At 64.6% G+C, this 22,906-nt stretch carries 17 protein-coding genes; 4 read left to right on the plus strand and 13 right to left on the minus strand.

All coding sequences use genetic code 11. The features are described 5' to 3' along the window. Positions 1-100: 100 nt before the first annotated feature. From ACIPVK_RS15165 to ACIPVK_RS15175, 3 genes are read right to left on the minus strand one after another with little or no spacing between them, the layout of a single operon-like run. Positions 101-1,513 carry an alanine racemase gene (locus ACIPVK_RS15165; protein ID WP_407612811.1) on the minus strand — a complete coding sequence of 471 codons (1,413 nt, stop codon included), beginning with the start codon at positions 1,511-1,513 and terminating at the stop codon, positions 101-103. Continuing rightward, positions 1,513-3,126 carry an FAD/NAD(P)-binding protein gene (locus tag ACIPVK_RS15170; protein WP_407612812.1) on the minus strand — a complete coding sequence of 538 codons (1,614 nt, stop codon included), beginning with the start codon at positions 3,124-3,126 and terminating at the stop codon, positions 1,513-1,515. Before ACIPVK_RS15170 ends, ACIPVK_RS15165 begins: the two co-directional genes overlap by 1 nt. Beyond that, positions 3,123-4,115, minus strand: coding sequence for a pyridoxal-phosphate dependent enzyme (locus ACIPVK_RS15175; protein ID WP_407612813.1), 993 nt, complete (start codon positions 4,113-4,115; stop codon positions 3,123-3,125). Before ACIPVK_RS15175 ends, ACIPVK_RS15170 begins: the two co-directional genes overlap by 4 nt. 270 nt (positions 4,116-4,385) lie before the next feature. Between ACIPVK_RS15175 and ACIPVK_RS15180 the strand changes: the two genes are divergently transcribed. After that, complete coding sequence (locus tag ACIPVK_RS15180) at positions 4,386-4,901, plus strand: peroxiredoxin (RefSeq protein ID WP_407612814.1); 516 nt, start codon at positions 4,386-4,388, stop codon at positions 4,899-4,901. A 987-nt stretch (positions 4,902-5,888) separates the two neighbouring features. Here ACIPVK_RS15180 and ACIPVK_RS15185 read toward each other — a convergent pair. After that, the gene (locus ACIPVK_RS15185; RefSeq protein ID WP_407612815.1) at positions 5,889-6,593 is read right to left on the minus strand and encodes a hypothetical protein; all 705 of its coding nucleotides are present in this window, start codon (positions 6,591-6,593) and stop codon (positions 5,889-5,891) included. Here ACIPVK_RS15185 and ACIPVK_RS15190 point away from each other — a divergent pair. The 3 genes from ACIPVK_RS15190 to ACIPVK_RS15200 all read left to right on the plus strand — a co-directional run bounded on the left by ACIPVK_RS15190 (position 6,586) and on the right by ACIPVK_RS15200 (position 12,689). Next, positions 6,586-8,469, plus strand: coding sequence for a biotin carboxylase (locus ACIPVK_RS15190; protein WP_407612816.1), 1,884 nt, complete (start codon positions 6,586-6,588; stop codon positions 8,467-8,469). The genes ACIPVK_RS15185 and ACIPVK_RS15190 overlap by 8 nt on opposite strands. A 126-nt stretch (positions 8,470-8,595) precedes the next feature. Continuing rightward, positions 8,596-9,876 carry a serine hydrolase domain-containing protein gene (locus ACIPVK_RS15195; protein ID WP_407612817.1) on the plus strand — a complete coding sequence of 427 codons (1,281 nt, stop codon included), beginning with the start codon at positions 8,596-8,598 and terminating at the stop codon, positions 9,874-9,876. Positions 9,877-9,926: 50 nt separating this feature from the next. Then, positions 9,927-12,689, plus strand: coding sequence for an aminotransferase class I/II-fold pyridoxal phosphate-dependent enzyme (locus tag ACIPVK_RS15200; RefSeq protein ID WP_407612818.1), 2,763 nt, complete (start codon positions 9,927-9,929; stop codon positions 12,687-12,689). Between the two features lie 54 nt (positions 12,690-12,743). Here ACIPVK_RS15200 and ACIPVK_RS15205 read toward each other — a convergent pair whose 3' ends face one another. The 9 genes from ACIPVK_RS15205 to ACIPVK_RS15245 all read right to left on the minus strand — a co-directional run bounded on the left by ACIPVK_RS15205 (position 12,744) and on the right by ACIPVK_RS15245 (position 22,874). Beyond that, complete coding sequence (locus ACIPVK_RS15205; RefSeq protein ID WP_407612819.1) at positions 12,744-13,232, minus strand: universal stress protein; 489 nt, start codon at positions 13,230-13,232, stop codon at positions 12,744-12,746. Positions 13,233-13,286: 54 nt separating this feature from the next. Then, entirely contained in the window at positions 13,287-14,474 is a 1,188-nt protein-coding gene (locus tag ACIPVK_RS15210) for a TerC family protein (protein ID WP_407612820.1), read from the minus strand. Positions 14,475-14,936: 462 nt separating this feature from the next. Continuing rightward, positions 14,937-15,482 (minus strand): ferritin, encoded by a 546-nt coding sequence (locus tag ACIPVK_RS15215; RefSeq protein WP_407612821.1) that lies wholly within the window; start codon positions 15,480-15,482, stop codon positions 14,937-14,939. A gap of 147 nt (positions 15,483-15,629) precedes the next feature. Continuing rightward, on the minus strand, positions 15,630-16,571 hold the full coding sequence (locus ACIPVK_RS15220; RefSeq protein WP_407612822.1) for a carbohydrate kinase family protein: 942 nt from the start codon (positions 16,569-16,571) through the stop codon (positions 15,630-15,632). 25 nt (positions 16,572-16,596) lie between these two features. Then, a complete protein-coding gene (locus tag ACIPVK_RS15225) occupies positions 16,597-18,105 on the minus strand; it encodes a glycoside hydrolase family 32 protein (protein ID WP_407612823.1) in 1,509 nt (502 codons plus the stop codon). Positions 18,106-18,203: 98 nt separating this feature from the next. Further along, positions 18,204-19,811: an ABC transporter substrate-binding protein gene (locus ACIPVK_RS15230; protein WP_407612824.1), complete on the minus strand. Its 1,608-nt coding sequence runs from the start codon at positions 19,809-19,811 to the stop codon at positions 18,204-18,206. A gap of 81 nt (positions 19,812-19,892) precedes the next feature. Continuing rightward, entirely contained in the window at positions 19,893-20,852 is a 960-nt protein-coding gene (locus tag ACIPVK_RS15235; RefSeq protein ID WP_407612825.1) for a carbohydrate ABC transporter permease, read from the minus strand. Positions 20,853-20,859: 7 nt separating this feature from the next. Continuing rightward, positions 20,860-21,834: an ABC transporter permease gene (locus tag ACIPVK_RS15240; RefSeq protein WP_407612826.1), complete on the minus strand. Its 975-nt coding sequence runs from the start codon at positions 21,832-21,834 to the stop codon at positions 20,860-20,862. Continuing rightward, on the minus strand, positions 21,831-22,874 hold the full coding sequence (locus ACIPVK_RS15245) for a LacI family DNA-binding transcriptional regulator (RefSeq protein ID WP_407612827.1): 1,044 nt from the start codon (positions 22,872-22,874) through the stop codon (positions 21,831-21,833). Before ACIPVK_RS15245 ends, ACIPVK_RS15240 begins: the two co-directional genes overlap by 4 nt. Positions 22,875-22,906 lie beyond the last annotated feature (32 nt).

A 22,906-nucleotide genomic window follows, 5' to 3' on the forward strand; every position in this document is an offset into this window, starting at 1 on the left:
ACTTGTCGGCCGGGATGGTCCTCCCGGAATGCAACCCACCCCGGGGGGGCAGGATAGAACCGGACGCGCTACCGGACTAGCCTGCCTCCGGATCCCAGCATCAGGCACGCAGCACACGCTCCTCGATCTCGTCGGCCACCCAGGCGTCCCCGTCCCACAGCAGGTTGACCGCCAAAGGCAACTGGTGGGATGCGCTCTCCACAATGTGCATGAGATAGCCCGCAGTGTTGGGAAAAGCGATGACGTCGTTGGGTGCGGCACCGAGCGGGAACTCGAACCTCCGGCGCAGGATCAGTTCCTCCTCGATGCAATAGGCACCCACCAGGAAACCGCTGAAAGGTTCGCGGGGCCGCCGCGGTTCGGCAGCATGGATGAGGATCGGGTCGAGCAGGAAGTCGGCCGATGTCGATCGGCACTGGGTCCTGTTCATGTGCAGCCCCAGCAGCGGCACCCCGTCGCTGCGTTCCTTCCCGAACGCCACGGTGGCCAGCGTCAGGCCGCACCCGTCCAGCAGGGAACGCCCCGGTTCGCAGCGCAGCTGGAGGTTCCGCTCAACCAGCAGCTCGGCGATGCTGCTCCCGGTCCCGGAAGATCGGGAGGCAAGGACCGAGTCGAGCCATTCCTCCCGGACCGGGGACTGGTGGTAGGGGTAGACGTCCTTGCTCGGTCCGGTCCCCACTGCCCCCAGGGAATCGGATTTCCAGGTGATGTCCTCGCTCCCGGCCGGTTGTCCGGCGAGCGCCTCCCAGAAGCCGGTCCATTGGGCGGCACTGTCCAGATAGGACATGGGGATGCCGCCGCCCATGTCGATGAAAGCCGGTGCATGCCCCAGGCCCGCCAGCGCGTCGACCAGCTCCACGGACTCCGCCAGCGCCAGGGCACGATGCCCGGCGCTGTAGCCGTTGAGGTGGAAGTGGATGCCGGCGACCTCCAGCCCCGCGCGGTCATGCCGCCCGCCCAGGAACTCGAGCCAGTCCGCGCTCCGCAGGCCGAAGCGCGTGGGCGGCAGCAGGGTGTTGGACGAGGCCAATCGCAAGGCGACGCGGGCACGCACCCCCAGGGAACCGGCGGCTTCCTGGAGGTCCGCTGCCTCGTCCCGGTTGTCGAGGCTCACCACCACGTCGTTTTCCAGGGCCAGGCGGAGCAAGGCCTGCGACTTGACGGCCGCGGTGACGATGATCCGCCCGGGGTCCACGCCGCGGCCCAGGCATTGGTCGAGTTCATGGAAGCTGGCGACGTCGATCCCGCATCCGGTGGCCACCGCCTGGTCGATGGCGCCGATGGTCTTGTTGGCCTTGCGCGCCAGGTACACCTGGAAATCCACCGCGTGCCTGGCTGCTGCCGCGCGCAGCTGGTCGGCGTTGCGGCCCAGGGCCGAGAAGTCGTGGAGGTTGAGGGGGGACCCGAAGGTCGCGATAAGGTCCCGGCACCCCTCGGCATCCGCGAGCAGCCGTTCCATCCAGGGCTCGAGGCGCGCGGTGAGCGGTGCGGTGCCGTGCATCAGGGGTTTCATCATCGTTCTCCAAGGTGTTGGGGCATCCGTTGCAGCGCGATGCGCCGGGCCCAGCGCCGGCGCTCGGCATGCAGCGTGCGGTTGAGGGTGTCGTGGCCCAGCGTGGGGCCCTCGGTGGGGCGGCCGAGCGCGGCCAGGGTCTCGTTGCGGTTGCCACGTGCGTCGATGCAGGTTCCGTCGGCATCGGTCAACAGTCCCCGCTCCCCCTCGCGCACCACCACCTCTCCGGCCGCGAGCAATCCGGCGATGACCGGGGAGATGGCCCGGCCGCCGGGCGCCGCGGAGGCCAAAACACCTGCCGGTGGGGTGACTGCGTCTACCAGGACCGTGCCCTCCGGCGGCCGCGGCGGAAACTGGCCTTGTTCCAGCAGCCCGGCGTCGAAGAGCGCCAAAAGCTTCAGCGCCGTGTATTCGGGCGGGCCGAAGGCCATGCGCTCCAGCGCCCGGGACACGCGCCTGAACCGCCGCTCTTCCGCGGGCCGCCAGCGCACCCGCGCGACGGCCTGCACCACCTCCGGATACAAGCCCGAAAACACCCGGGCCCACAGCCATTGAGCGTCTGCCGGCGCCTGCCCGCGGTTCACCGCAAGGCTCCGGCGGATGTGCTCGGCGGCCGATTCGGAGCCTCCGGTGTCCTCCCCGCGCCCGGTCAGGGCCGTGCGCCACAGCTCAAGGGGCGTGACACGCACCCCGCACAGCTCCGCGCATTTGACGGCGCAGGAAAGCAGGATCCGAAACAACCCGGTGTACGCGGCACCATTGCCTGCCGGGAGCCGCTCGAGGCCGCGGCCCCACGCAAGGACCCGTTCCCGATGCGCATCGATGCACGCACGGATGTGCTCCGGCACGTCCCCGGGCTTGGGATCCATGGGCAATGCGCTCCGCGAGGCCATGGTGATCTTCGCCGGCTCCCGGCCGCCGGGAACGTAGCGCAGCGCCGGGCCACCAGGGCCTTCGGCCTCCACCCATTCCCCGCCGCGGCCCTCTGTCAACAGCAGGACCGCGTCATAGGCGGTCAAGGCGGCACCCCGGATCAGGACCCGGCTGCCTGCCGGGATGCTTTCCTCCCCCAGTGCCCGGTACTCCCCGATGAGCGGGTCCCGGTTGCACGCCGGGGCCGGCGGTTTCCCGGGCGAATCCGCGGGAAGCCCGTGTCCGGTCGCAAGCACCACTTCGTCATAGAGCCGGGAGCCGGCGTCCGTGAAGACTTCCCACCGCTCCCCGGCGCGTGACAGGCCCGTGACCCGGGACGGCACATGGACCAGGCTGAATCCTGCGGCCTCGCCCAGAAGCCGGAACTGCTCCCGCAGGTACCTTCCAACGACTACCCGGGGCGGGAAGCGCTCCGCCGTGTACCGCGGCTCCACCCGCGCCACCCAGTGCGCGAAGGTCTCCGTGCCCGAGGTGGATCCGGCGTCAACGATGCCCGCCGCGACATTGAGCCGCAAGGCCGTGGGCTGTCCCTCCTGCCAGACCCTGCCGGAGCCGGGCGGGTAGGGGTCGAAAACATCGATGCGCAGCCCTTCGGCCGCCACGCCGGACAACCTCTCATTGAGTTCGAGCAAGGCAAACAGGCACTTGGGCCCTCCCCCGATGAACGCCACTCGTGTCATCGGGGACTGGTGCCCTGCATCGTGGGAAGGGTGTCGGGCTCCGGTTCGAAGCCGAGGTTGGTGCGGACCCAGTCGTCGTCGTAGACGGTGTGCAGGTACGGCACTCCGGAGTCGTGGACCAGGAATCCGATGCGCGAGCCGGCCTCGATTCCCGGCAGTTGCCTTTCCATCGCCGCAACGATGGCACCGGTCGAGGCCCCGGCGAGGATCCCCTCGCGCTTGGCCAGCTTGCGGCACCCGCGGACCATGTCGATTTCCGCGACCCGGCACACCACGTCGGGATCGGCCTGCAAGGCCAGCTCCGGGACGATTCCGGCCCCCAGCCCGGGGAAGCGCCGCAGGCCCGAGTCCCCGCCAAAGAGCACCGATCCGACCGCGTCCACCGCCACCAGCTTGGTCTCCAGGCGGTGTTGGCGCAGGTACCGTTGGCAGCCCAGGAGCGTGCCCGTGGTGCTGGTGGCCACGAACAGCATGTCCAGCCGCCCATCCACGGCTTCCATGAACTCGGGCATCGTGGTGGTGAAATGCGCGTCGGGGTTGTCGGGCGATCCGTATTGGTTTGTGGTCACCGCCCCGGGGTGCTCCGCCAGCAGTCGTTGGACCCGTTGCCGCCGGGCGGCCAGCTTGTTGCCGTCGGGCGGGGTGGGCACCAGCTCGATCCTCGCCCCGTAGGCGCGCATGATCTCGAGCGCCGAGCGGTTGGCGTTCTCGTCGACGACCGCCACGAACCCGATCCCGCGGACCACCGATTGCCGGGCCAGCGCGATGCCGAGGTTCCCGGAGGTTGACTCCACGATCAGGCCCCCGGGCTCGAGACGGCCCGAGGACAGAAGCGATTCGATGAGGCTGTTGGCGGTTCGCTCCTTGGTGCTTCCCGAGAGCTGGAGCAGGTCGAGCTTGGCAAAGACCTCTATCCCGGGCGCCTCCAAGAGTCGCTGCAGCTTTACCGTCGGGGAACTCATCGGGCTCAGTGTTCCAACGCTGTACATGTTCGCTCCTCACATCGATTTGGACAGATCCATCCGGCCCGGCGCCCTGGAACGGTAGGGACCGGGCAGGAGCCGTGGCTGGCCGGCGTTTCACCTCGACGTGGGGAAACGCCGTGCCAAGCAGGTGAACGGGTGAACAACCCCGAGGGATCGGGTTACGACTGTGGCCAGTCTAGGAGCGGACGTTGGTTCTGAACAGACCAACACCCAAAAATCACTTTGCCCGGCAGACACGCAGAAAACACCGGTCCGACGTGGGAAACTGATGCCATGGAAACCACCGGCGAACAACTGGTCGGGCGACGCTTCCCGAATGTCTCGCTGCCGGCCACCACGGGCATGGCGATGTCTGCAGAAGACTTCGCCTCCGGCTCGTTCGTCTTGTTCATCTACCCACGGACCGGCCGCCCCGACCGCGCGGAGCCGCCCGAATGGGCGCTGGTGCCCGGCGCCAAGGGTTGCACGCCCGAATCATGCGAGTTCCGCGACCTGGCTGCGGACTATGCAGCCCTCGGGTTCCGCATTTACGGGCTCTCCAGCCAGGACACCGACTATCAGCGCGAGGCCGTCGACCGCCTGCACCTGCCCTACCCGCTGCTCTCGGACTCCGGATTCACCCTGGCCACCGAGCTGGGCTTGCCCACTTTTGAGTTTGGCGGCGACAGGCTCCACGTACGGAGCACCTTGGTCGTCACTGACGGCACGATCGCCCACGCGTACGTTGGCGTCTCAGATGCAGCCGCCCACCCGCGCCGCCTTCTCGCACAACTCAAGCTGAGTCGATAGGCTCCAGATTCGGCTCCCGCCAGGTATTGGAGGGTCGCCCCGATTTCCCGGATGCTGGCAACACACGTGCGGTCAACCCTGGCTACCAACGTGATTCAGGAATCATTGACACCGCCGCTGCAACGTATGGGCCGTTCGGTTCCCGTCGCGCCGTGATGCCGCCGATCCGACTCCATGCAGTCGATGCTTCGTGGAGCGATCTCGTAGCGAGAGGATTGAACCACCCTTCTGAATAATCGACGAATTTGCCCCCAATTCCCCGTGCCTTCACACCAAGCATCGGATACCCGAACTCCTTAAAACGCGTGTCATAGGTAACACAATATGTAACACAATGAAATCTTTCAGTCACCACTAAAAATTCATCTTCAACCCCTTTAGCCCGCCCTGAGGCCCTCAAACACATGCGAAAACAAAGGCAAAACAGTGACGAAAAAAACTCTTCGGTAACCCACATCACAGCACGTCGATTCACGATCCGTGCATCCCAATCACAACCTCACGGGTTCCTTATTCCCTAATGTTCACTGCCCTGCTCTGGAACCGTTAATCCGCACTTCAACGTCGCATTCCCATATCACCCCAATGGTGGTGCGGAATTCATCACCTGCTGTTTAGGCCGCGTTCACCTCTCCCACCTACGTTTATCGGACCAGCAGATGGAAATGAAGAATCCCCACCGGTCGGTCTGTCGCGCCCGCCGCGTTCCGACCGGGTGGAGGCGGCAAGCGCCCCATGATGTCGGGTATCAGTGCAGGAGGTGATCACACCGACTGCACGGCCCAGACACCCCAGGGGCACACCCTCCTCCTCAGGATTCGGCTATCTCCCCGATGAAAGGAGTTGGACAATGACCGCACACGCGAACAAGACCGGTAAGAAGATCGGCCAGCCAAGTCAGCTCAACAAGGTGGTGGCCAAACCGACGACAGACAAAAGCCCGGTTGACAAGAACGCTGCCTCGGCAAAGATCGCAGCAGGCTCCACTCAGGCAGCCACACCGGTCCGGGGCACCCGGGCAGTAGCCGCGAAATCCGCTTCGACGGAACCAACTGCATCAAAGCCAGCATCGACGACAGCCGCGACCATTCCGTCCGCACAGACGTCTGCAGCGAAGCCGACGAAGTCCGCAGCTGGCACTGGCTCGGCCAAGTCCGCTACAGCACAGGCCGCACCCGCAAAGACCGCGGGCCGCACCACGCCGACCTCCCAGTCGACCGCGGCGAAGCCCGCCAAGGCCGCGACCGAAAAGCCGGCCGCCGCATCTTCCCGAACCATCTCTGCAGCGGACAAGGAGCCGGCGGCAACGACTGCCGCGGCCAAGCCGGCAACGGCGGCCAAAGCCACCGCAGCAAAATCTACGACCGCCGCAACAATCCCGGGAACCGCATCCAAGACGGCTGCGAAGACCCCCGAGCCCACCATTTCCAGCTCCACCGCGGCCGCCACAGCTCCTGCCGCTGCCACGCCAGGCGCGGCAAAGTCGGCAACTGCCGCAAAGCCGGCCACGGCCACCCAGACCCCCGCCGCAAAAACGGCTGCAAAGACGACCGACACCGCAACCAAGTCAGTCGGAACCGCGACGACCTCGTCCCCGAGCGCAAAGGCCGGCACCGGGGCAACCAAGACCGCTCCGGCAGCAGCCGAGCCCACCACCGAGGCAAAGTCCACGACCGCAAAGCCTGTGACCACCGCCGCAGCCTCTGTCCCTTCGGCACCGATTCCGGTCGTCAAGGCCGCCGACGCCGCACCCAAGACCACCGCCGGGCAAGAGCCCGTCCGGGCCACGGATAAGCCGTCGGCAACTTCCGTCCCGGCCAGCAAGGCCGCCGACTCGAAGCCAGCCGCCACGGTCGCAGTCAAGGCCGACGCCAAGCCCGCAGGCAAGCAAGAGCCCGCCATCGCGACCACGACTGCGCGTTCCATTCCGGCAACGAACACGACCCCGGACAAGCAGGGCTCCGCGGCCGCCTCCCAGGCCGCGACCCCGGTGGCGGACCCGATGCCGCGCGCCACCCCGACCGGCCCCGAGGCACCCGAGGCAACCATCGGCACCGATGCCGCCTTCGCCTCCACCGTGCCGTGCGACACGGTGCTGCACACGCTGCGCAACATCTCCGAGGTCCGCCACTTCTTCCGCACCAATGACGTGCCGGTCTTCTTCATCGGCGCCACCCCGTTCAACCTGCTGGGCCTGGACCGCTGGGTGCGGAACTTCACCTACGTCAGCTACTACGATGCCTGGGACGGAGCCCACCCGCGGGTCTTCACCCCGGTGCACAAGCCCTACCGCGAGTTCGGCTCCGGCGAAGAGATCAACAACTGGCTGTTGCTCAACGCCGAGGTCCGCGCCCGCATGACCAAGGACCTGCGCCCCGGCGTGCGGCCCAAGGTCGCCATGGTCTTCTTCGACGAGGAAACCGAGCAGATCTGCGACGAGCTGGGCTACGACCTGATCCTTCCCTCGGCCGAGCTGCGCGCGCGGCTGGATTCCAAGATCGTCACCACCGAGCTCGGCAACGAGGCCGGGGTGCCTTCGGTGCCCAACGTCCTGACCACGGGCACCGATTGGACGGCCCTGCGCACGGCTGCCGACAAGGCCGGACTCGGGGACGAACTGGTCGTCCAGACGCCCTACGGCGACTCGGGCAAGACGACGTTCTTCATCAACAACGAGTCCGACTGGGACAAGCACAGCGCCGAGATCGTCGGCGAGGACATCAAGGTGATGCGCCGCATCAACAACCTGCCGGTGGCAGTCGAGGCCGTGCTCACGCGCTCCGGCACCCTGGTCGGCCCCTTCCTCACCGAGCTGGCCGGCCACAGCGACCTGACCCCGTACAAGGGCGGCTGGTGCGGCAACGAGATGCACCCCGACGTGCTGACCGACCGGCAGCGCGCGCTGGCCACGGACCTGGTCAAGCGCATGGGCGACCGCCTGTCCAAGGAAGGCTACCGCGGCTTCTTCGAGGTCGACGTGCTCGTCGACACCGACACCGACGAGGTCTACCTGGGCGAGCTGAACCCGCGGATCTCGGGGGCATCGGCCATCACCAACGTGACGGCGGGGGCCTACGCGGACGTTCCGCTGTTCCTCTTCCACCTGCTCGAATACATGGACGTGGAATTCGACCTGGACATCGACGAGATCAACGCGCGCTGGGAGGCGCTCTCGGGCGCCGACGTGTGGAGCCAGATGATCATCAAGGAGACGTCCGAGACCGTCGAGCTGCTCACCGCCACCCCGGCAACCGGCCAGTATGTCCTGGACGCCAGCGGCGCCCTGGTCTACAGCCGCCCCGCCATGGACTGGCACATGCTGCAGAACGAGTCGGAGGCATTCTTCCTGCGCATCTACGGCCCCGGCGACTACCGCTGGAAGGGCGCCGACCTGGGCATCCTGGTCACCAAGGGCCGCCTGCAACTCGAGCGCAACGGGTCGACCCAGCTGACCATCCGGGCCAAGCACTTCATCGACTCCGTCCGGGCCGGGTTTGCCGGCCTGCCGGTCGGCGGGGAACTGCAGGCCGATGCCACCGCCGGGATCGGTGTCAAGACCCAGTGGTAGCCTCGCGCTAGGCAGGCGCTGCAACCCATGCAGCGCCTGCCTAGCTGCACCGGTGCAACAACATCAACGCCGCCGCCGTGCGGAAATCAAATGCTGCAATGGTGCAGCCATGGAAGGACACAGTCGTTGGACGGCACGAACCTTGATTACCACCCATCCGGGGTGGACATGCAGAACTGGCAACTGCCGCAGAACCTCCGCTGGTCCTTCCAGCACATGGCCGAGTTCCTGCCCACCGCGGTGATTTCGCGGGGGCTGGGACCGGTGGCCAAGCTGCCCGCCACCCACCGCGACCTCGACTCGATCGTGCTGCCCCCGTCCGGCCCGGAGGAAGCGCCGATGAGCGTGGGCTCGGTCATGGGCTCGAGCGACACCGACGGATGGATGCTGCTGCACCGCGGGGCGGTGCTCACCGAGCAGTACTTCGGCGAGATGAACGCCGGCACCGAACACCTGCTGATGTCGGTGAGCAAGTCGCTGGTCGGCGCCGTCGCCGGGTCGCTGTGCGACGCCGGGCTGCTGGATCCCGAGGCGCAGCTGACCTCCTACATCCCCACGCTGGCCGACTCCGGCTACGCCGGGGCCACGGTGCGCCACCTGCTGGACATGCGCTCGGGCATCGCGTTCTCCGAGGACTACCTCGACCCGCGCGCCGAGGTGCGGATGCTGGAGGAGGCGATCGGCTGGGCTCCCCCGGCCGTCCCCGGCCCCACCGGCATGTACCCGTACCTGACCACGCTGCGGCAAAAGTGGGACCACGGCGGCGTCTTCGAATACCGCTCCTGCGAGACCGACATGCTCGGCTGGATCTGCGAGGCGGTCTCCGGGTCCACCATGCCCACGTTGATGTCACACCTTTTGTGGGGCAAGATCGGCGCCGAGGCCGACGCCGTGATCGGGGTCGACCAGTACGGCACCGGGATGTTCGACGGCGGGATCAACGCCACGCTGCGCGACATGGCCCGCTTCGGCTCGCTCTTCCTGAACGACGGGCTCGCCCTGGGCGGAACGCGCGTGCTCTCTTCGGCCTGGATCGAGCAGACGCTGGCCGGGGCGCCGGACTCCCGCGAGGCCTTTGCCAACAGCCCGGGCGACAACCGCATGCCAGGCGGTATGTACCGGAACCAGATGTGGTTCCCCTACGAGGGCAACGACGTGGTGCTGTGCCTGGGCATCCACGGGCAGATGGTCTACATCAACCGCCCCGCCCAGGTGGTGGGGGTCAAGCTTTCCAGCTGGCCGCTTCCGCAGGACGCCGCCAAGCTCTTCTCCACGCTGCGCGCCTTCGACGCGATAGCCGCGGAACTGGGCACCGAGCCCCCGGCACCGCGCCAGGAGTTCCTGCCGCTGTTCACCCTCCCGACGCGGACGAAGCCGCATCCCGTGGTCGGAAACGCGAAACCTTGAGCTTGATTCGTGACGCCCGTGACGGGCACACCCTAGGATTGGAACAGAAGTTGAAAGCGCCATCGTCGACCATCGACACCGAACAATATGCAACACCTTCCAGCGTATGGCGGCTGCGCACCGACGCCTGGGAATACCTTGGCTACGCGGCCAAGCAACTGCCCTCCCTCTCGCTTTCCGACACGGATTCGAACGCGGTTGAGAAGGGCCTGCTGGCCGAGGTCACGCGCCAGCTGCGCGTGCTTGAAGCCGTGGAAACCTACTGGGCGGTGCCGGGCAAGGCGCACGTGCTCGAGCTGCGGGCGCGGATCGAGGAGGGCGACTACGACACCTCGCTGTCCCTGATCGAGACGGTCACCCGCGGCTTCACGCGTTTCAGGCACGAGCTCGACGACAGCCCGGTCGCTGCCGATCAGGATGCCCAGCCGGTTGACCAGCCGGTTGACCAGCCGGTTCCGGCGGTCGCCGACCGTCGTCCGCGCTTCGAGGTGCTGGTCGTGGACGACGTCTCCGAGACGGTGCGCGAGGAACTGATCGCCGAAATGGCGAGCCAACGCAGGGAATCCGACGCCTTCACCTACCAGATCAACGTGGTGCCCAGCCTCGAGGACGCCCTCATCGCGGTGCTGCTGAACCCCACCATCCAGGCCTGCATCCTGCGCCCCGGCTTCGGAGTCTCGGCCCGGCACCGTCCGGGCGACGACCTGCGCAGGTTCCTTGACGGCTTCGTGGACCCCGGGATTTCCGCCTTCCCGCCCAAGGAACGCATCCTTCGGCTGGCCGACATGCTCAAGAGGCTGCGCCCGGAACTTGACCTCTACCTGGTCGCCGACGTGTCCATCGAGGACCTCGCGGGTTTGGCGAACCGCCGCTTTTCCCGGCTCTTCCGCCGCGAGGAGTCCATGGAGCTGCACCTCTCACTGCTGCGCGGGGTCGCTGACCGCTACAAGACCCCCTTCTTCGATGCCGTCCAGCACCACAGCCGCAAGCCCGCCGCGGTCTTCCACGCACTGCCGGTTTCCCGCGGCGGCTCCGTGGTCAACTCCCGGTGGATCAAGGACATGGGCGAGTTCTACGGACTGAACCTGCTCCACGCCGAAACCTCCGCCACCTCCGGCGGACTGGACTCGCTGCTGGACCCGCGCACCTCCATCCGCGAAGCCCAGGTCCTGGCGGCCCGCGCCTTCGGCGCCCGGCGGTCCTACTTCGTCACCAACGGCACCTCGACGGCCAACAAGATCGTGCACCAGTCCATCCTGGCCCCGGGCGACGTGGTCATCGCTGACCGCAATTGCCACAAGTCCCACCACTATGCCCTGATGCTCGCCGGGGCCCAGGTCGCCTACGTGGACGCGTACCCGCTGAACGAATACGCGTTCTACGGGGCGGTGCCGCTGAAGACCATCAAGTCCATGTTGCTTGACTACCGCCGTGCCGGCCGCCTCGACGAGGTCAAGATGATCACGCTGACCAACTGCACCTTCGACGGCATCGTCTACGACGTCGAACGCGTGATGGAGGAATGCCTGGCCATCAAGCCGGACCTGGTCTTCCTCTGGGACGAGGCCTGGTTCGCCTTCGCCGGGTTCCACCCGATCTTCCGGCGGCGCACCGCCATGGCCGCTGCGGCAACGATCCGCGCGAACTTCAAGGACCCGCAATACATTGCCCGTGCCAAGGCCCAGCGTGCAGTGCTCTTCGATCCGGAGACCGGGGAACCTGCGGAGGATTCCGTGTGGCTGGAAAACCGGTTGCTGCCGGACCCGGAGACGGCGCGGCTGCGCGTGTACGCCACGCAGTCGACGCACAAGACGCTGACCGCGCTGCGCCAGGGTTCCATGATCCACGTCTACGACCAGGACTTCTCCCACCTCAACGAGGTGACGTTCAACGCCGCCTACATGACCCACACCTCCACCTCGCCCAACTACCAGATCCTGGCCTCGCTGGACATCGGGCGGCGCCAGGCGGAACTGGAGGGCTACGAGCTGGTGCAGCGGCAGGCCTACTTGGCCCAGTCAGTGGCCCAGATGGTGGCGCGCCACCCGCTGCTGAAGAAATATTTCCGCGTGCTGACCACTGTCGACCTGATCCCGGAGGAATTCCGCGAGACCCGGCGGCCGATGCCGCTGCGCGACGGGATCGCCGCCATGGACGAGGCCTGGCGCACCGACGAATTCGTGATGGACCCCAGCCGGCTGACGCTGCACATCGGGAACACCGGGGTGGACGGCGACACGTTCAAGCACAAGTACCTGATGGACATGTACGGCGTCCAGGTCAACAAGACCAGCCGGAACACCGTGCTGTTCATGACCAACATCGGCACCTCGCGCAGCGCGGTGGCCTACCTCATCGACGTGCTGCTGAAGCTGGCCGAGCACTTCGATCGCGAACGGGCGGACATGAGCCCGCGGACGTTGGCCGCCCGCGAGAAGAAGATCGCCGAACTGGTCGCCTCCCCGCCGCCGCTTCCGGACTTCAGCCGCTTTGCCGATCTGTACCGCAGTTGCGCGAACACGGTGGACGGGGACATCCGCACGGCGTACTTCACCACGTACAAGAACAATGCCTGCGACTACATCATGCCGCCGGCGTTGTTCGCGAGGGTGCGCGCCGGGGAGGAAGTGGTTTCGGCCGGTTTCGTCACGCCCTATCCCCCGGGATTCCCGATCCTGGTTCCCGGCCAGGTCTTCACCATGGAGATCCTTTCCTTCATGGCTGCACTGGACACCCGCGAGATCCACGGGTTCGATCCGGAAGTGGGCTTCCGCATCATCAACGCGATCCCGGCCCCCGTCTCCGGGGACTAGGTGCATGCAGCGGGAGGCATCGGCCATGCGGCCGGTGCCTCCCTCGGCGTTTTCTCAGCTGCGCGGCCGCACGACCAGCACCGGGCACACCGCGTGCCGCACGCACTGCTCGCTCACCGAGCCCAGCAGCATCCCCGTCAGCCCGCCGCGGCCGCGGGTTCCCACCACCAGCATCCGGGCCTCGTGCGAGATCGCAATGAGGCTCTTGGCCGGCGGTGCATGGACCGGTTCGTAGGTGACCGGGACAGAGGGAAACCCTTCGGTGACCTGGTGTGCGTCACGCTCCAGTTCCTCGCGCACCGCGGCCGTGAACTCGTCCATCGCCGGGACGTACCCGAACTCCCACCCCTCCGGGCGCGGCGCGGTCGCGATGGACCAGGCCCGCGAAACGACGACGGGTGCCGACAGCTGCTGGGCCAGTTCCAGCGCCATGGCCAACGCATCGTCGGCACCCTTGGACCCGTCATGGCCCACGACAATGCTGCCGGCCGGCGCGGGTTCCGGCGCGTGGCTCGGGCCGTTGAATGTTCCTTCAGTGCTCATTGCCGATTCTCCTTGGGTCTTCGGTCGGTGGCTTGTTGTGCCCGGGGGGCGGACTCAGGGCCGCATGTGTTCGTCGTGAAGCCGATGTGCCTCGGCCACCTGCTCACGGATCTTGTCGACGTCCTTGGCCTTGTTCCGGTATTTCGGGTCCATGGCAAGGATCTGGGCTTCCTCGTCCTTCAACAGTCGGTACACACGCTCGCGCTCGGCAGGATCGGCGGTGTAGCCGAGGTCGATGTAGTTCACCGCATGCCGCCGCGCACTGTTGATGGCGGTCTGCGCCTTTCCGGCCTTGCTGAGCAGGGAGACGACAACGGTGACGACGAGGACGCCGATGATGAAGCCCAGTGACAGTGCCGTGGTGATTTCGATGACCGGGACGGGCTCGCCGTCGTTGACGAAGGGCAGGTTGTTTTCGTGAAGCGCGTGTAGCACCAGCTTGATGCCGATGAAGGCCAAGATGGCGGCCAAGCCGTAGGAGAGGTAGATGAGGCGGTCCAGCAGCCCATCCAGGAGGAAGTAGAGCTGGCGCAGTCCCATCAGGGAAAACGCCGTGGCGGTGAAGACGATGTAGACATTCTGTGTCAGGCCGAAGATCGCGGGAATGGAGTCCAGCGCGAACAGGATGTCGGTTCCGCCGATGGACACCATGACCAACAGCATGGGCGTGAGCGCCCGCTTGCCGTGGTGCATGGTGAAGAGCTTGTCTCCATCGAAGTGGTCGGTCGTGTGGAGGAACCTCTTGGCCAGGCGCATGATGAAGTTGTCCGACTGGTCCGTCGCGTGGTCCCCGGGCTTGAGCAGGTTTCCGGCGGTGATCAGCAGGATCAGGCCAAAGAGGTAGAAGACCCAGGCGAAGGAATTGATCAGCGCCGCGCCCAGGAAGATGAATCCCGTCCTGGCGATCAGCGAGAACACGATGCCGAAGAGCAACACCTTCTGCTGGTCCTCGCGGGGAACCCTGAAGCTGGCAATGATAATAAGGAAGACAAACAGGTTGTCAACGGAAAGGGCCTTCTCCGTGATGTAGCCGGCGAAGTACTCGGACCCCATCGTGGTCCCGCCGAAGACCAGAACCAGGATTCCGAACAGAATGGCAATCCCCACATAGACCGATGACCAGATCGAGGCTTCCTTGAGCGTGGGCACGTGGGCCTTGCGGATGTGGAAGAAGTAGTCGAAGGCGAGCAGGGCAAGGATGACGACGATGGTGATGCCCCAGATGAGGGGTGAAACGCTCATGTGTCCCTGCTTTCGGACGGCGGTGATAGCTGGCCCGGCGCATTGCTTGACGTTGCCCTTTCCGATGCCGGGACTTACCTGGTGTCGGGCCGTATCCGGCATCCTCGATCACCAGCAACCGAGAAATGCCTATGCGACGAAACTAGCATCTCGCTTGGGCATTTGATAACCCCTGCCAAGGGCAACTGTTCCTTGTCACGACTTCGCGAAACCGTGCGGGGCGCTGTCGCGCACCGTGCTTTCTCGCGCCCGCCCGGCCTCTGCCCCCGACATTGGACACCGCCTCCGTCCGGCCGGGAAGCATCTGGCGACGCGGCAGGGGCCGGTGCCCCGGGAGTCGTTGCTTGACCCGGGCACCGCACACCCGCGGCTTCGGTCTTTCTCCATGCTTGGTCATCGGGGTCGCTGGGAACCTCGGCACCAAGCCACGGGCAGTTCTCCCGCGACAGCCGTGCCTAGATCCTAGAGCGCTCCCCCGGCGGCCTCCGGTGAACCTGCGCTCCCGCCTGCACCATCGGACTGCCCGGCATCGCCCACGGACTCGCGGGCCAGGAACGTCTCGACCTCAAAGAGGCTGCTCGCCCGCTCCGCGATATTCAGTAGCGTGGACATCGAAGCCACCTCCTCGACCTGTTCCTTGAGGAACCAGAGCATGAACTGCTCGCCCAACGGGTCGCTCTCGGCCCGAGCCGCGGCGAACAGCGCCTTGATGCTTTCGGTGACCTCGAGCTCCTGGGCGAGCGCAAGCTTCAGCGGTTCCTCCGCCGATTCGAAGTCGTTGCGGACCTCGCCTATTCCTGGGATGGCGAACTTGATGCCGCGGTCCAGCATGTACTGGACCATCATCATGGCGTGGTTCCGCTCCTCCAGCGACTGGCGGTAGAAGTGCTTGGCCAGCCGGGGCAGGTCCTGCCCGTCGAACCAGGTGGCGATGGCGATGTACTGCTGGGAAGCGGCGAATTCGTTGCCCAACTGGCGGGTCAGCAGCTCGTTGAAATGGTGGCTCATGATGCTCTCCTTCAATAGGCGTGCACGGGTGCGGACCTGTAGCTCCACGGCCGGCCGGTCGGGGTGGCGGAGGACCTACATCGAGCGTCCCCCGCCCTTGATCCCCGAGTCAAGGGCCGCGCCACACCCGTTTCCTGCATCCGGCGGCTAGTTGGCTGCAGGCGCTCCCAGATGCGACCGCAGCTCATCCATGGTCGGTGGATTTGCGCCCGGACGCCGCACGGTGATGGCAGCGGCCAGCGATGCCGTGCGCCCCAGTTGCTCGAGGTCTTCGGGTGCCAAGTCATCGATCCCGCGGGAGAGCAGCCCCATGATCAGGGCCGATGTGTACGAGTCGCCGGCACCAATCGTGTCCGCGACGACGGAACTCACCGATGGGACGTTTACGGTGTTCGAAGCCGTCGCGAGCAGAGACCCGTGCGGGCCGCGGGTGATGACCGCCAATCCTGCGCCCATCGACAGCAGGTGTGTAGCGATCCCGTCCATGTCCTTGCGCGGATACAGCCACTTCGCGTCCTCGTCACTGAGCTTGACGACGTCGATGAGGTTGATGAGGTCCTCAAAGATCGACAGCGCCTCGAAATGGCTGCCGAGCAACGAAGGCCTGATATTGGGGTCGTAGGTGATCGCGCAGTCGCCGTGCCAGTGCCGCAAGTGTTCCTTGACTGCACCGGCACCCGGTGCCAGAAACGTGGCGATTGAACCCGTGTGAACCAATTTGGGTGCCAGGGCCGGAGCAATAGGGTCCAGTTCCCAGGCAACGTCGAATTCGTAGTTGGCGGACCCGTCGTCCGCCAGGGTCACCGTGGACGATGATGTTCTTTGCAGCGAAGTGGATCCCGGCAGCAGCCCCACTCCGGCGCTCCCCAGGTGCGCCTCGATGGCGACGCCGCGCTCGTCTGGCCCAATGGCCGTCAGCAGGTCGACCTCGACTCCGAGCCGGCCCAGCCCATAGGCGACGTTGGCAGGTGATCCTCCGGGATGCTCAATGGTTCCCTGGGGTGTTGTAACGACGTCGATGAGGGCTTCGCCGATGACGATGACGTCCAGGGGGTTCCGGGGCACGGAGGGGTGGTCGGCGTTGTTCATTTCATGTCTCATTCAGGATGCTCGCTCACGAGAAGGTCGTCAGGTTCAGGCTGCTCACGGTCGCCGTGCCGCCGGAGGCATAGAGGGATACGTCGGTGCTCGTGGAGGACGGGAAAATCAGCTCCGTCATCGTGACGAGTCCGCCCTGCGCAAAGACCTCGACGGAACAGTGATCCACGACGACGGTCAGCCGGTATGAACCGCCGATGGGCAGGATCGGCGCCGAGTCGATGGAGGCAAAGGACTCGTGGAAGTCGGACTGTCCCGATGCCGTGCGGTCGACAAAGAGGCGTCCCTGCGCAGGCAGGATGCCGACGCGTGTCCCGTGCGTTTCGTCGCCGCGGACAATCAGCCCGAAGTCGTCGGCCGTTCCCGGCGTGAACGTGAGTTCGATGCGTTGGACGCTGCCGGACGCACCATCGATGATCCGTGTTTCGTTGGAGATTTCGGCCGATTCAAGAGTGAATGACGGCTCAAGGTTGGAGATGGAGGCGGGATCCTCGGCAATCTGCTGGACCAGGCGCGGCTTTCCGTCGACGGTCCGCAGGGACACCACGCGGGCCAGGGACATGGGGCTTCGCCACGGAGACGTGGGGATCTGATTGGCGTATTGCCAATTGTTCATCCAGGCGATCATCAACCTGCGGTCATCGGGGGCGTCGCTGAAGGAAACGGCGGCGTAGTAGTCCCGGCCCCAATCGAGCCATTGGTATTCGGCCAAACGGGCTGGATCCTGGGGGCCTTCGGTAACCGTGGTGCTCGAGGTGAATGTGGTCCCGTCGAATTCTCCGACGAAATATTGACCGGCGGAGCCGTCATTGGGTCCGCCGGGGTTCAAGTTCACCGTAAGGACCCACTTGAGGTTGTCCGCTTCTCCGTCCAAGGGAAGCGCGAAGAGGTCCGGGCATTCCCAGACGCCGCCGGTGGCGTTGGCCGGGCCAAAGGTGCTGAGCAGCTCCCATTTGGCCAGGTCCTCGGATTTGTACAAGACCACCTGGAAGTCGGTGGCTTCCACGGCAACCATCACCCAGTAGCTGCCGTCCTCGCCGGTGTAGCGGAAGACCTTCGGGTCGCGGAATTCGGCTGACCCGCGGTCCAGCACCGGATTGGCGGTGTGCTTGGTCCAGGTGTAGCCGCCATCCAGGCTGTAGGCCAGGGACTGTGCCTGGACACCATGGTGTGCGGAGGCGGGTTTGAAGGCGCTGGTGTACATGGCAACCAACGGCGCCGTCTCGGCCGTGCCGAATCCGCTGGTGTTGTGCCGGTCGAAGACGATGCTGCCCGAGAAGATGTCTTCCTGCTCGTCGCAGGAAATCGCGACGGGATGTTCGGTCCAGGTGAGCAGGTCGGGCGAGGTGGCGTGGCCCCAGGACATGTTGCCCCAGACGTTGTCCAGCGGATTGTTCTGGTAGTAAAGGTGGTAGAGCCCCCCATGGAAAATCAGGCCGTTGGGGTCATTGAGCCAGGTGTTCCGCGTTGCGTAGTGCAGGGCGGGACGGAACGTGTCGGCCGTTGTTGCGGTCGAGGCAGTCATGAGGGGGCGGATCTCGTTTCTTTGTTGGTGCAGCAAGGGCGGCTGGCGTTGGGGTCGGCCGAGGCCTGTGGCTACGGCCAACCCCAACGCGGGTGGAGTTAGGAGTTCGACTTGTAACGGTCGTAGGCCTGCTGGTAGACCTCGATCATCTTGTCGACACCGATGCCTTGGAGCTGGGAGACATAGCCGTCCCATTCCTGCTCGATGCCACCGGAGACGATCCATTTGGCCACGTTCTGTTCCACGAGCGAAGCGGAATCGGTCTCGATGGTGCTGATCTGCTGAAGCTCTTCGTTGGACAGTGCCACGGGCGGGTAACCGTCGTTGCCGGCGTAGGGCTTGTAGTTCTCGGCGACGATCTTCTGGCGGGCGGCGGCACGCGGTTCGGGGGCTACAACGGTCTTGAAGTTCTCAGCCGTGTTGGCCTTCGGTCCGCTCGGTGCAACCATCTGCCGGCGCTCGCCTTCGCTGGTTCCGGCAGCCGCCGGGATCTGGACCAGCAGCCCGTTGGCATCCTTCTTGAGTGTTTCACCGATCGGGCCCCAGTTGGCCTGGGCCGACTGGAGGGGGTCATAAAGGTTGTCGGCCCAGCGCATGGTGGCCGCAGGATACTTGTTGGCGTTGGTGATGGCGAAGGCACCGCGGGAAATCTCTTGGTTGTTGGCCTGGCTCGCGATGCGTTGGCCGTCCACTCCCTCAAGCACCGGCACCAGGGCGTAGTCGTCGGCGCGGTCGGCACCCACCATCTCCGGGATCTCCCACCAGACGAAGGAGCCAAGGTTTTCCTTGGCGGCCTTGCCCTTGGCCAGGTAGGCCTTGTCGTCCTGGGAGAAGGACTCAGGATCGATCAGCCCTTCCTGATACCACTCGTGCAGGGTTTGGATCGCCTTCTTGTAGCCTTCCTGCGTGGGTGTGTAGATGACCTTGCCGTCCTGGACGATGCGGTGATCCATATTGTCCGGGACGCCGCCCAGGGCGGCAATCAGGTCAACGATGTCCCCACACCAGGAACCCGGCATGAAGCTCAGCGGAATCGTCTTGCCGGTTCCGGATGCATCCTTCTCCTTGAAGGCAACCAGGGCGTCGTGGAATTCATCAACGGTCTTGGGCATCGGGATGTCCAGCTTGTCCAGCCATGCGGTGTTGATGGCCAGTTCGTTGGGGAACTGGACCAGGCCAAGTTCCTCCACGGACGGCAGTGAGTAGATGTGCCCGTCGGAGGAGGTGATGGCCGCCTTGATCTCAGGCCGTTCAGCGAGCAGTTTGGAAAGGTTCGGCGCGTTCTTCTCGATCAATCCGTCCAGGGGAATCAGTGTTCCGCTAGCGGAGTACGTGGCTATTTCCGAGTCGGTCAAACCGGTGTTGAAGAATGCGTCGGGCAAGTCCCCGCCGGCCAGGATGAGGTTCTTCTTTTCCTGGAAGACCGTCTCGGGCAGGTTCTCCCAGTCAATGTGGATGTTGGTGTCCTTTTCCCAGTTCTTCACCACGGTCATGGTGTTGAAATCAGGCGCCAAGGCAGATTTGGATCCGGAGAAGGTCAAGCTCAACTGCTGGTCGACGATCGGGAATCCGGTCTGCTGGAATCCGAAGTCGGCGGAGGCATCCTTGATTTCCGTGTCGCCGGCTTTGCCGCCACCGCAAGCGGTAAGCGCCAAGGTACCGGCCAAGATGACGGTGAAGAAGGAATATCTGCGGCTGATTGCCATGGTCTTTCCTATTCTGGGATGTGCTTTTGACGCGCAGCGAATGCCACGAGCCATGGATGTAGTGCGGAGGGGGGTGGGACGTTATTTGACGGCGCCAATCAAGGTGCCCTTGGTGAAATGCTTCTGCATGAACGGCAGGGCGATCATGAGCGGCAGGCTCGAGACGACGATCATGGCGTACTTGGTGAGTTCGGCGATCCGCTGCGCTGCTGCATACGAGGCAATGTCGCCGCCGGTGGTTCCCGATGACGAGACGTCCGACTGGATCAGGATGTTGCGCAGAACCAATTGCAGCGGGTACTTGGAATCGTCGTTGAGGAATATCAGCGCATCGAAGAACGAGTTCCAGTGCGCCACCACGTGGATCATGATCATGAGCATGATCAGCGGCTTGGACAGGGGCAGCACCATTTGGAAAAAGAACCGGAAGTCGTTTGCACCATCCATCTGGGCCGCTTCGCGCAGCTCGTGCGGAATGGTGTGTTCGAAGAACGAACGCGCGATGATCAGGTTCCACACGCCCACTGCTCCGGGCAAGACGACTGCCCAGATGGTGTTAAGCATGCCAAGGTCGCGAACGACCAGGTACTTGGTGATGAGTCCGCCATCAAAAAACATGGTGATGACAAACAGCAGCATCAGGAATTTTCGTCCTGGCATGTCCTTGCGCGAGAGCGCATAGGCCCCGCAAAGGATCGTGCTGACACTGATTGCCGTTCCAAGGATGGTGTACACCATGGTGTTGCCCAGCCCGGTCCAGATCCGGCTGTCGGCAAGGATTCGCTGGTAGCCCTCGAGGGTCACACCGGAGGGGAACAGCCAGACCTTGCCTTCGTAGACGGCGTTGGGGTCGCTGATGGAGGCAATCACGATGAAGTACAGCGGATAGACCACGGCCACAATGGACAGGATCAGGATCGAAGTGGCAGCGATGGAAAAGGCGCGGTCGCCGTATCTGGCCCTCAACTTAGGCCGCTTGGCCTCCGGGCGGTTGATTCCCTGCGGGGAGCTGATTTTCACGGGGATGGTTTTCAGGGACATTTCGGCATCACCACAGGGTCGCTTGGTTTGCCCGGCGAGCCACAGTGTTGAAGAACAACAGCAGAGCCAGGTTGAGGACGGAGTTGAATAGGCCAATGGCGGCCGAGTAGCTGAACTGGGCCTGCTGCAGGCCCGCGTGGTAAACGTAGGTCTGAATGATCTCGGAGCTGGAGAGATTCAGTGGCGTCTGCATCAGCAACGCCTTCTCGAAACCAACGTTGAGCAGATTGCCGATGGCCAAGATGAATAGCACCGTGACCACGGGCATGATGCCCGGCAAGTCAATGTGCCTGATGCGCTGGAGCTTCGAGGCACCATCGACCTTGGCCGCATCATGCAGCGCCGGATCGATTCCGGCCAATGCCGCCAGGTACACGATCATCGAGAACCCGGCGTTCTGCCAGACATCGGACAAGACATAAATCGGTCGGAACCATTCCGCCGACCCCATGAAGAAGATCGGTTCTCCGCCACCGAGCTGGATCGCATTGTTCACCAGGCCCGACCGCGGGGAAAGGAGCACAAACATGATGCCCACTACGACCACGGTAGAAATGAACGCCGGCGAATAGAGGACGGTCTGCGTGAACTTCTTGAAATTCTCACTCTGGAGCTGGTTGACCAACAGGGCCAGAATGATCGGAATCGGGAAGGCAATCAGCAGGCCCAGAACGGCGACCCAAAGGGTGTTCTCGACGACTTGCCCGAACTGATAGGAATTGACGAAGCGGATGAAGTGCTGCAGCCCAACCCATGGGCTGCCGGTGAAGCCGTCAACGGGGTTGTAGTTCCTGAAAGCGATCTGGACGCCGTACATGGGCCAGTACTTGAAGACCGCGACATAGATGAGGGCCGGTAGTAGTAATACGTATAACTGCCATGCCCCATAGACTTTTTTCCGGCGATTCAAGAAGGAAATCCTCCGATTCGGCACGATGACCTCCGATCCACGCCTGCGTCTGGCCGTATCGGTGCGGCTCATGGCATCTCCTTGGGATGAGTAACGGATTTACGTTCAACGAGGGGGCAGTCCATGAGCTCGACCCGACCATCGGGCTCCGCTCCTTGGAGGAGAATGTCCACCGCGCGCCGGCCCATGGCGACGAACGGAAGTTCAAGGGTTGTCAGCCCAGGACGTAGATGCGGAGCCAGGGTGGACTGGTTGTCGAACCCGACGATGGAAACATCGTTCGGGATCGAGAGCCGCAGTTCCGAGGCCGCTTGGTAAGCGCCCCAGGCCGTCCTGTCATTCACACAAAAAATTGCGGTTGGCGGATGCGGAGAAGTCAGCAGTTCCATGGCGTGTTGGTAGCCGTGAATCTCGCCGCCCTGGCCAAAGCGGACCAGCGAAGGATTCACTTCCGTTCCGAATTCCGCAAGGGCCTGCTCGTAGCCGGCATAACGGCCAACAGCAGCCGGAAGTTCGCTGTCCAAGCTCTCGATATTGATGAGTCCGATGCGGGTGTGTCCTGCTTCCAGCAGGTGGCGCGTCGCCGCATAACCACCCTGCACTTCGTCCGGAACGACGCTGGGAAGCTTCCCCGCACGGTCCTGTGAGTTCAGCACCACGGCCGGGACCCCGGCCAGCGCCTGAGGAACGTCGAGGCGGCGGTGGTACATCGCGGCGTAGACGACACCGGCCACGCGGTAGGAAAGCATGGTGTCCAGCGATGCGGCTTCAAGCGCCTTGTCGCCGCCGGTGTTGACGGTCAGAAGGAGCAGCCCTTCCTCCCAGGCCCGCTCTTGGGCGCCTTCGATGATGGCGCCGGCAAACGGCGAGGTTGCAACCGAGTCGCCGATGAAGCCGATCATGCCGGCAACACCTTCGCGAAGGACCTTGGCGTGGGCGTTGGTGCGGTACCCAAGCTTGTCAACGGCATCGTGCACTCGCTGGCGAGTGTCATCGGAAAAACGGGAACCCGGAGCCGAATTCAGCACCAACGAGACCGTGGCCTGGGAAACGCCTGCAGCGGCAGCGACGTCGTGCATTGTCGGTCCCGCATTGGGCCGCAATCCAGCCATGGTTACCTCCTTGGTTCATTGGTGTTCAACAG

It is taken from the genome of Paeniglutamicibacter sp. MACA_103 (assembly GCF_045798555.1).
Lineage (GTDB): Bacteria > Actinomycetota > Actinomycetes > Actinomycetales > Micrococcaceae > Paeniglutamicibacter.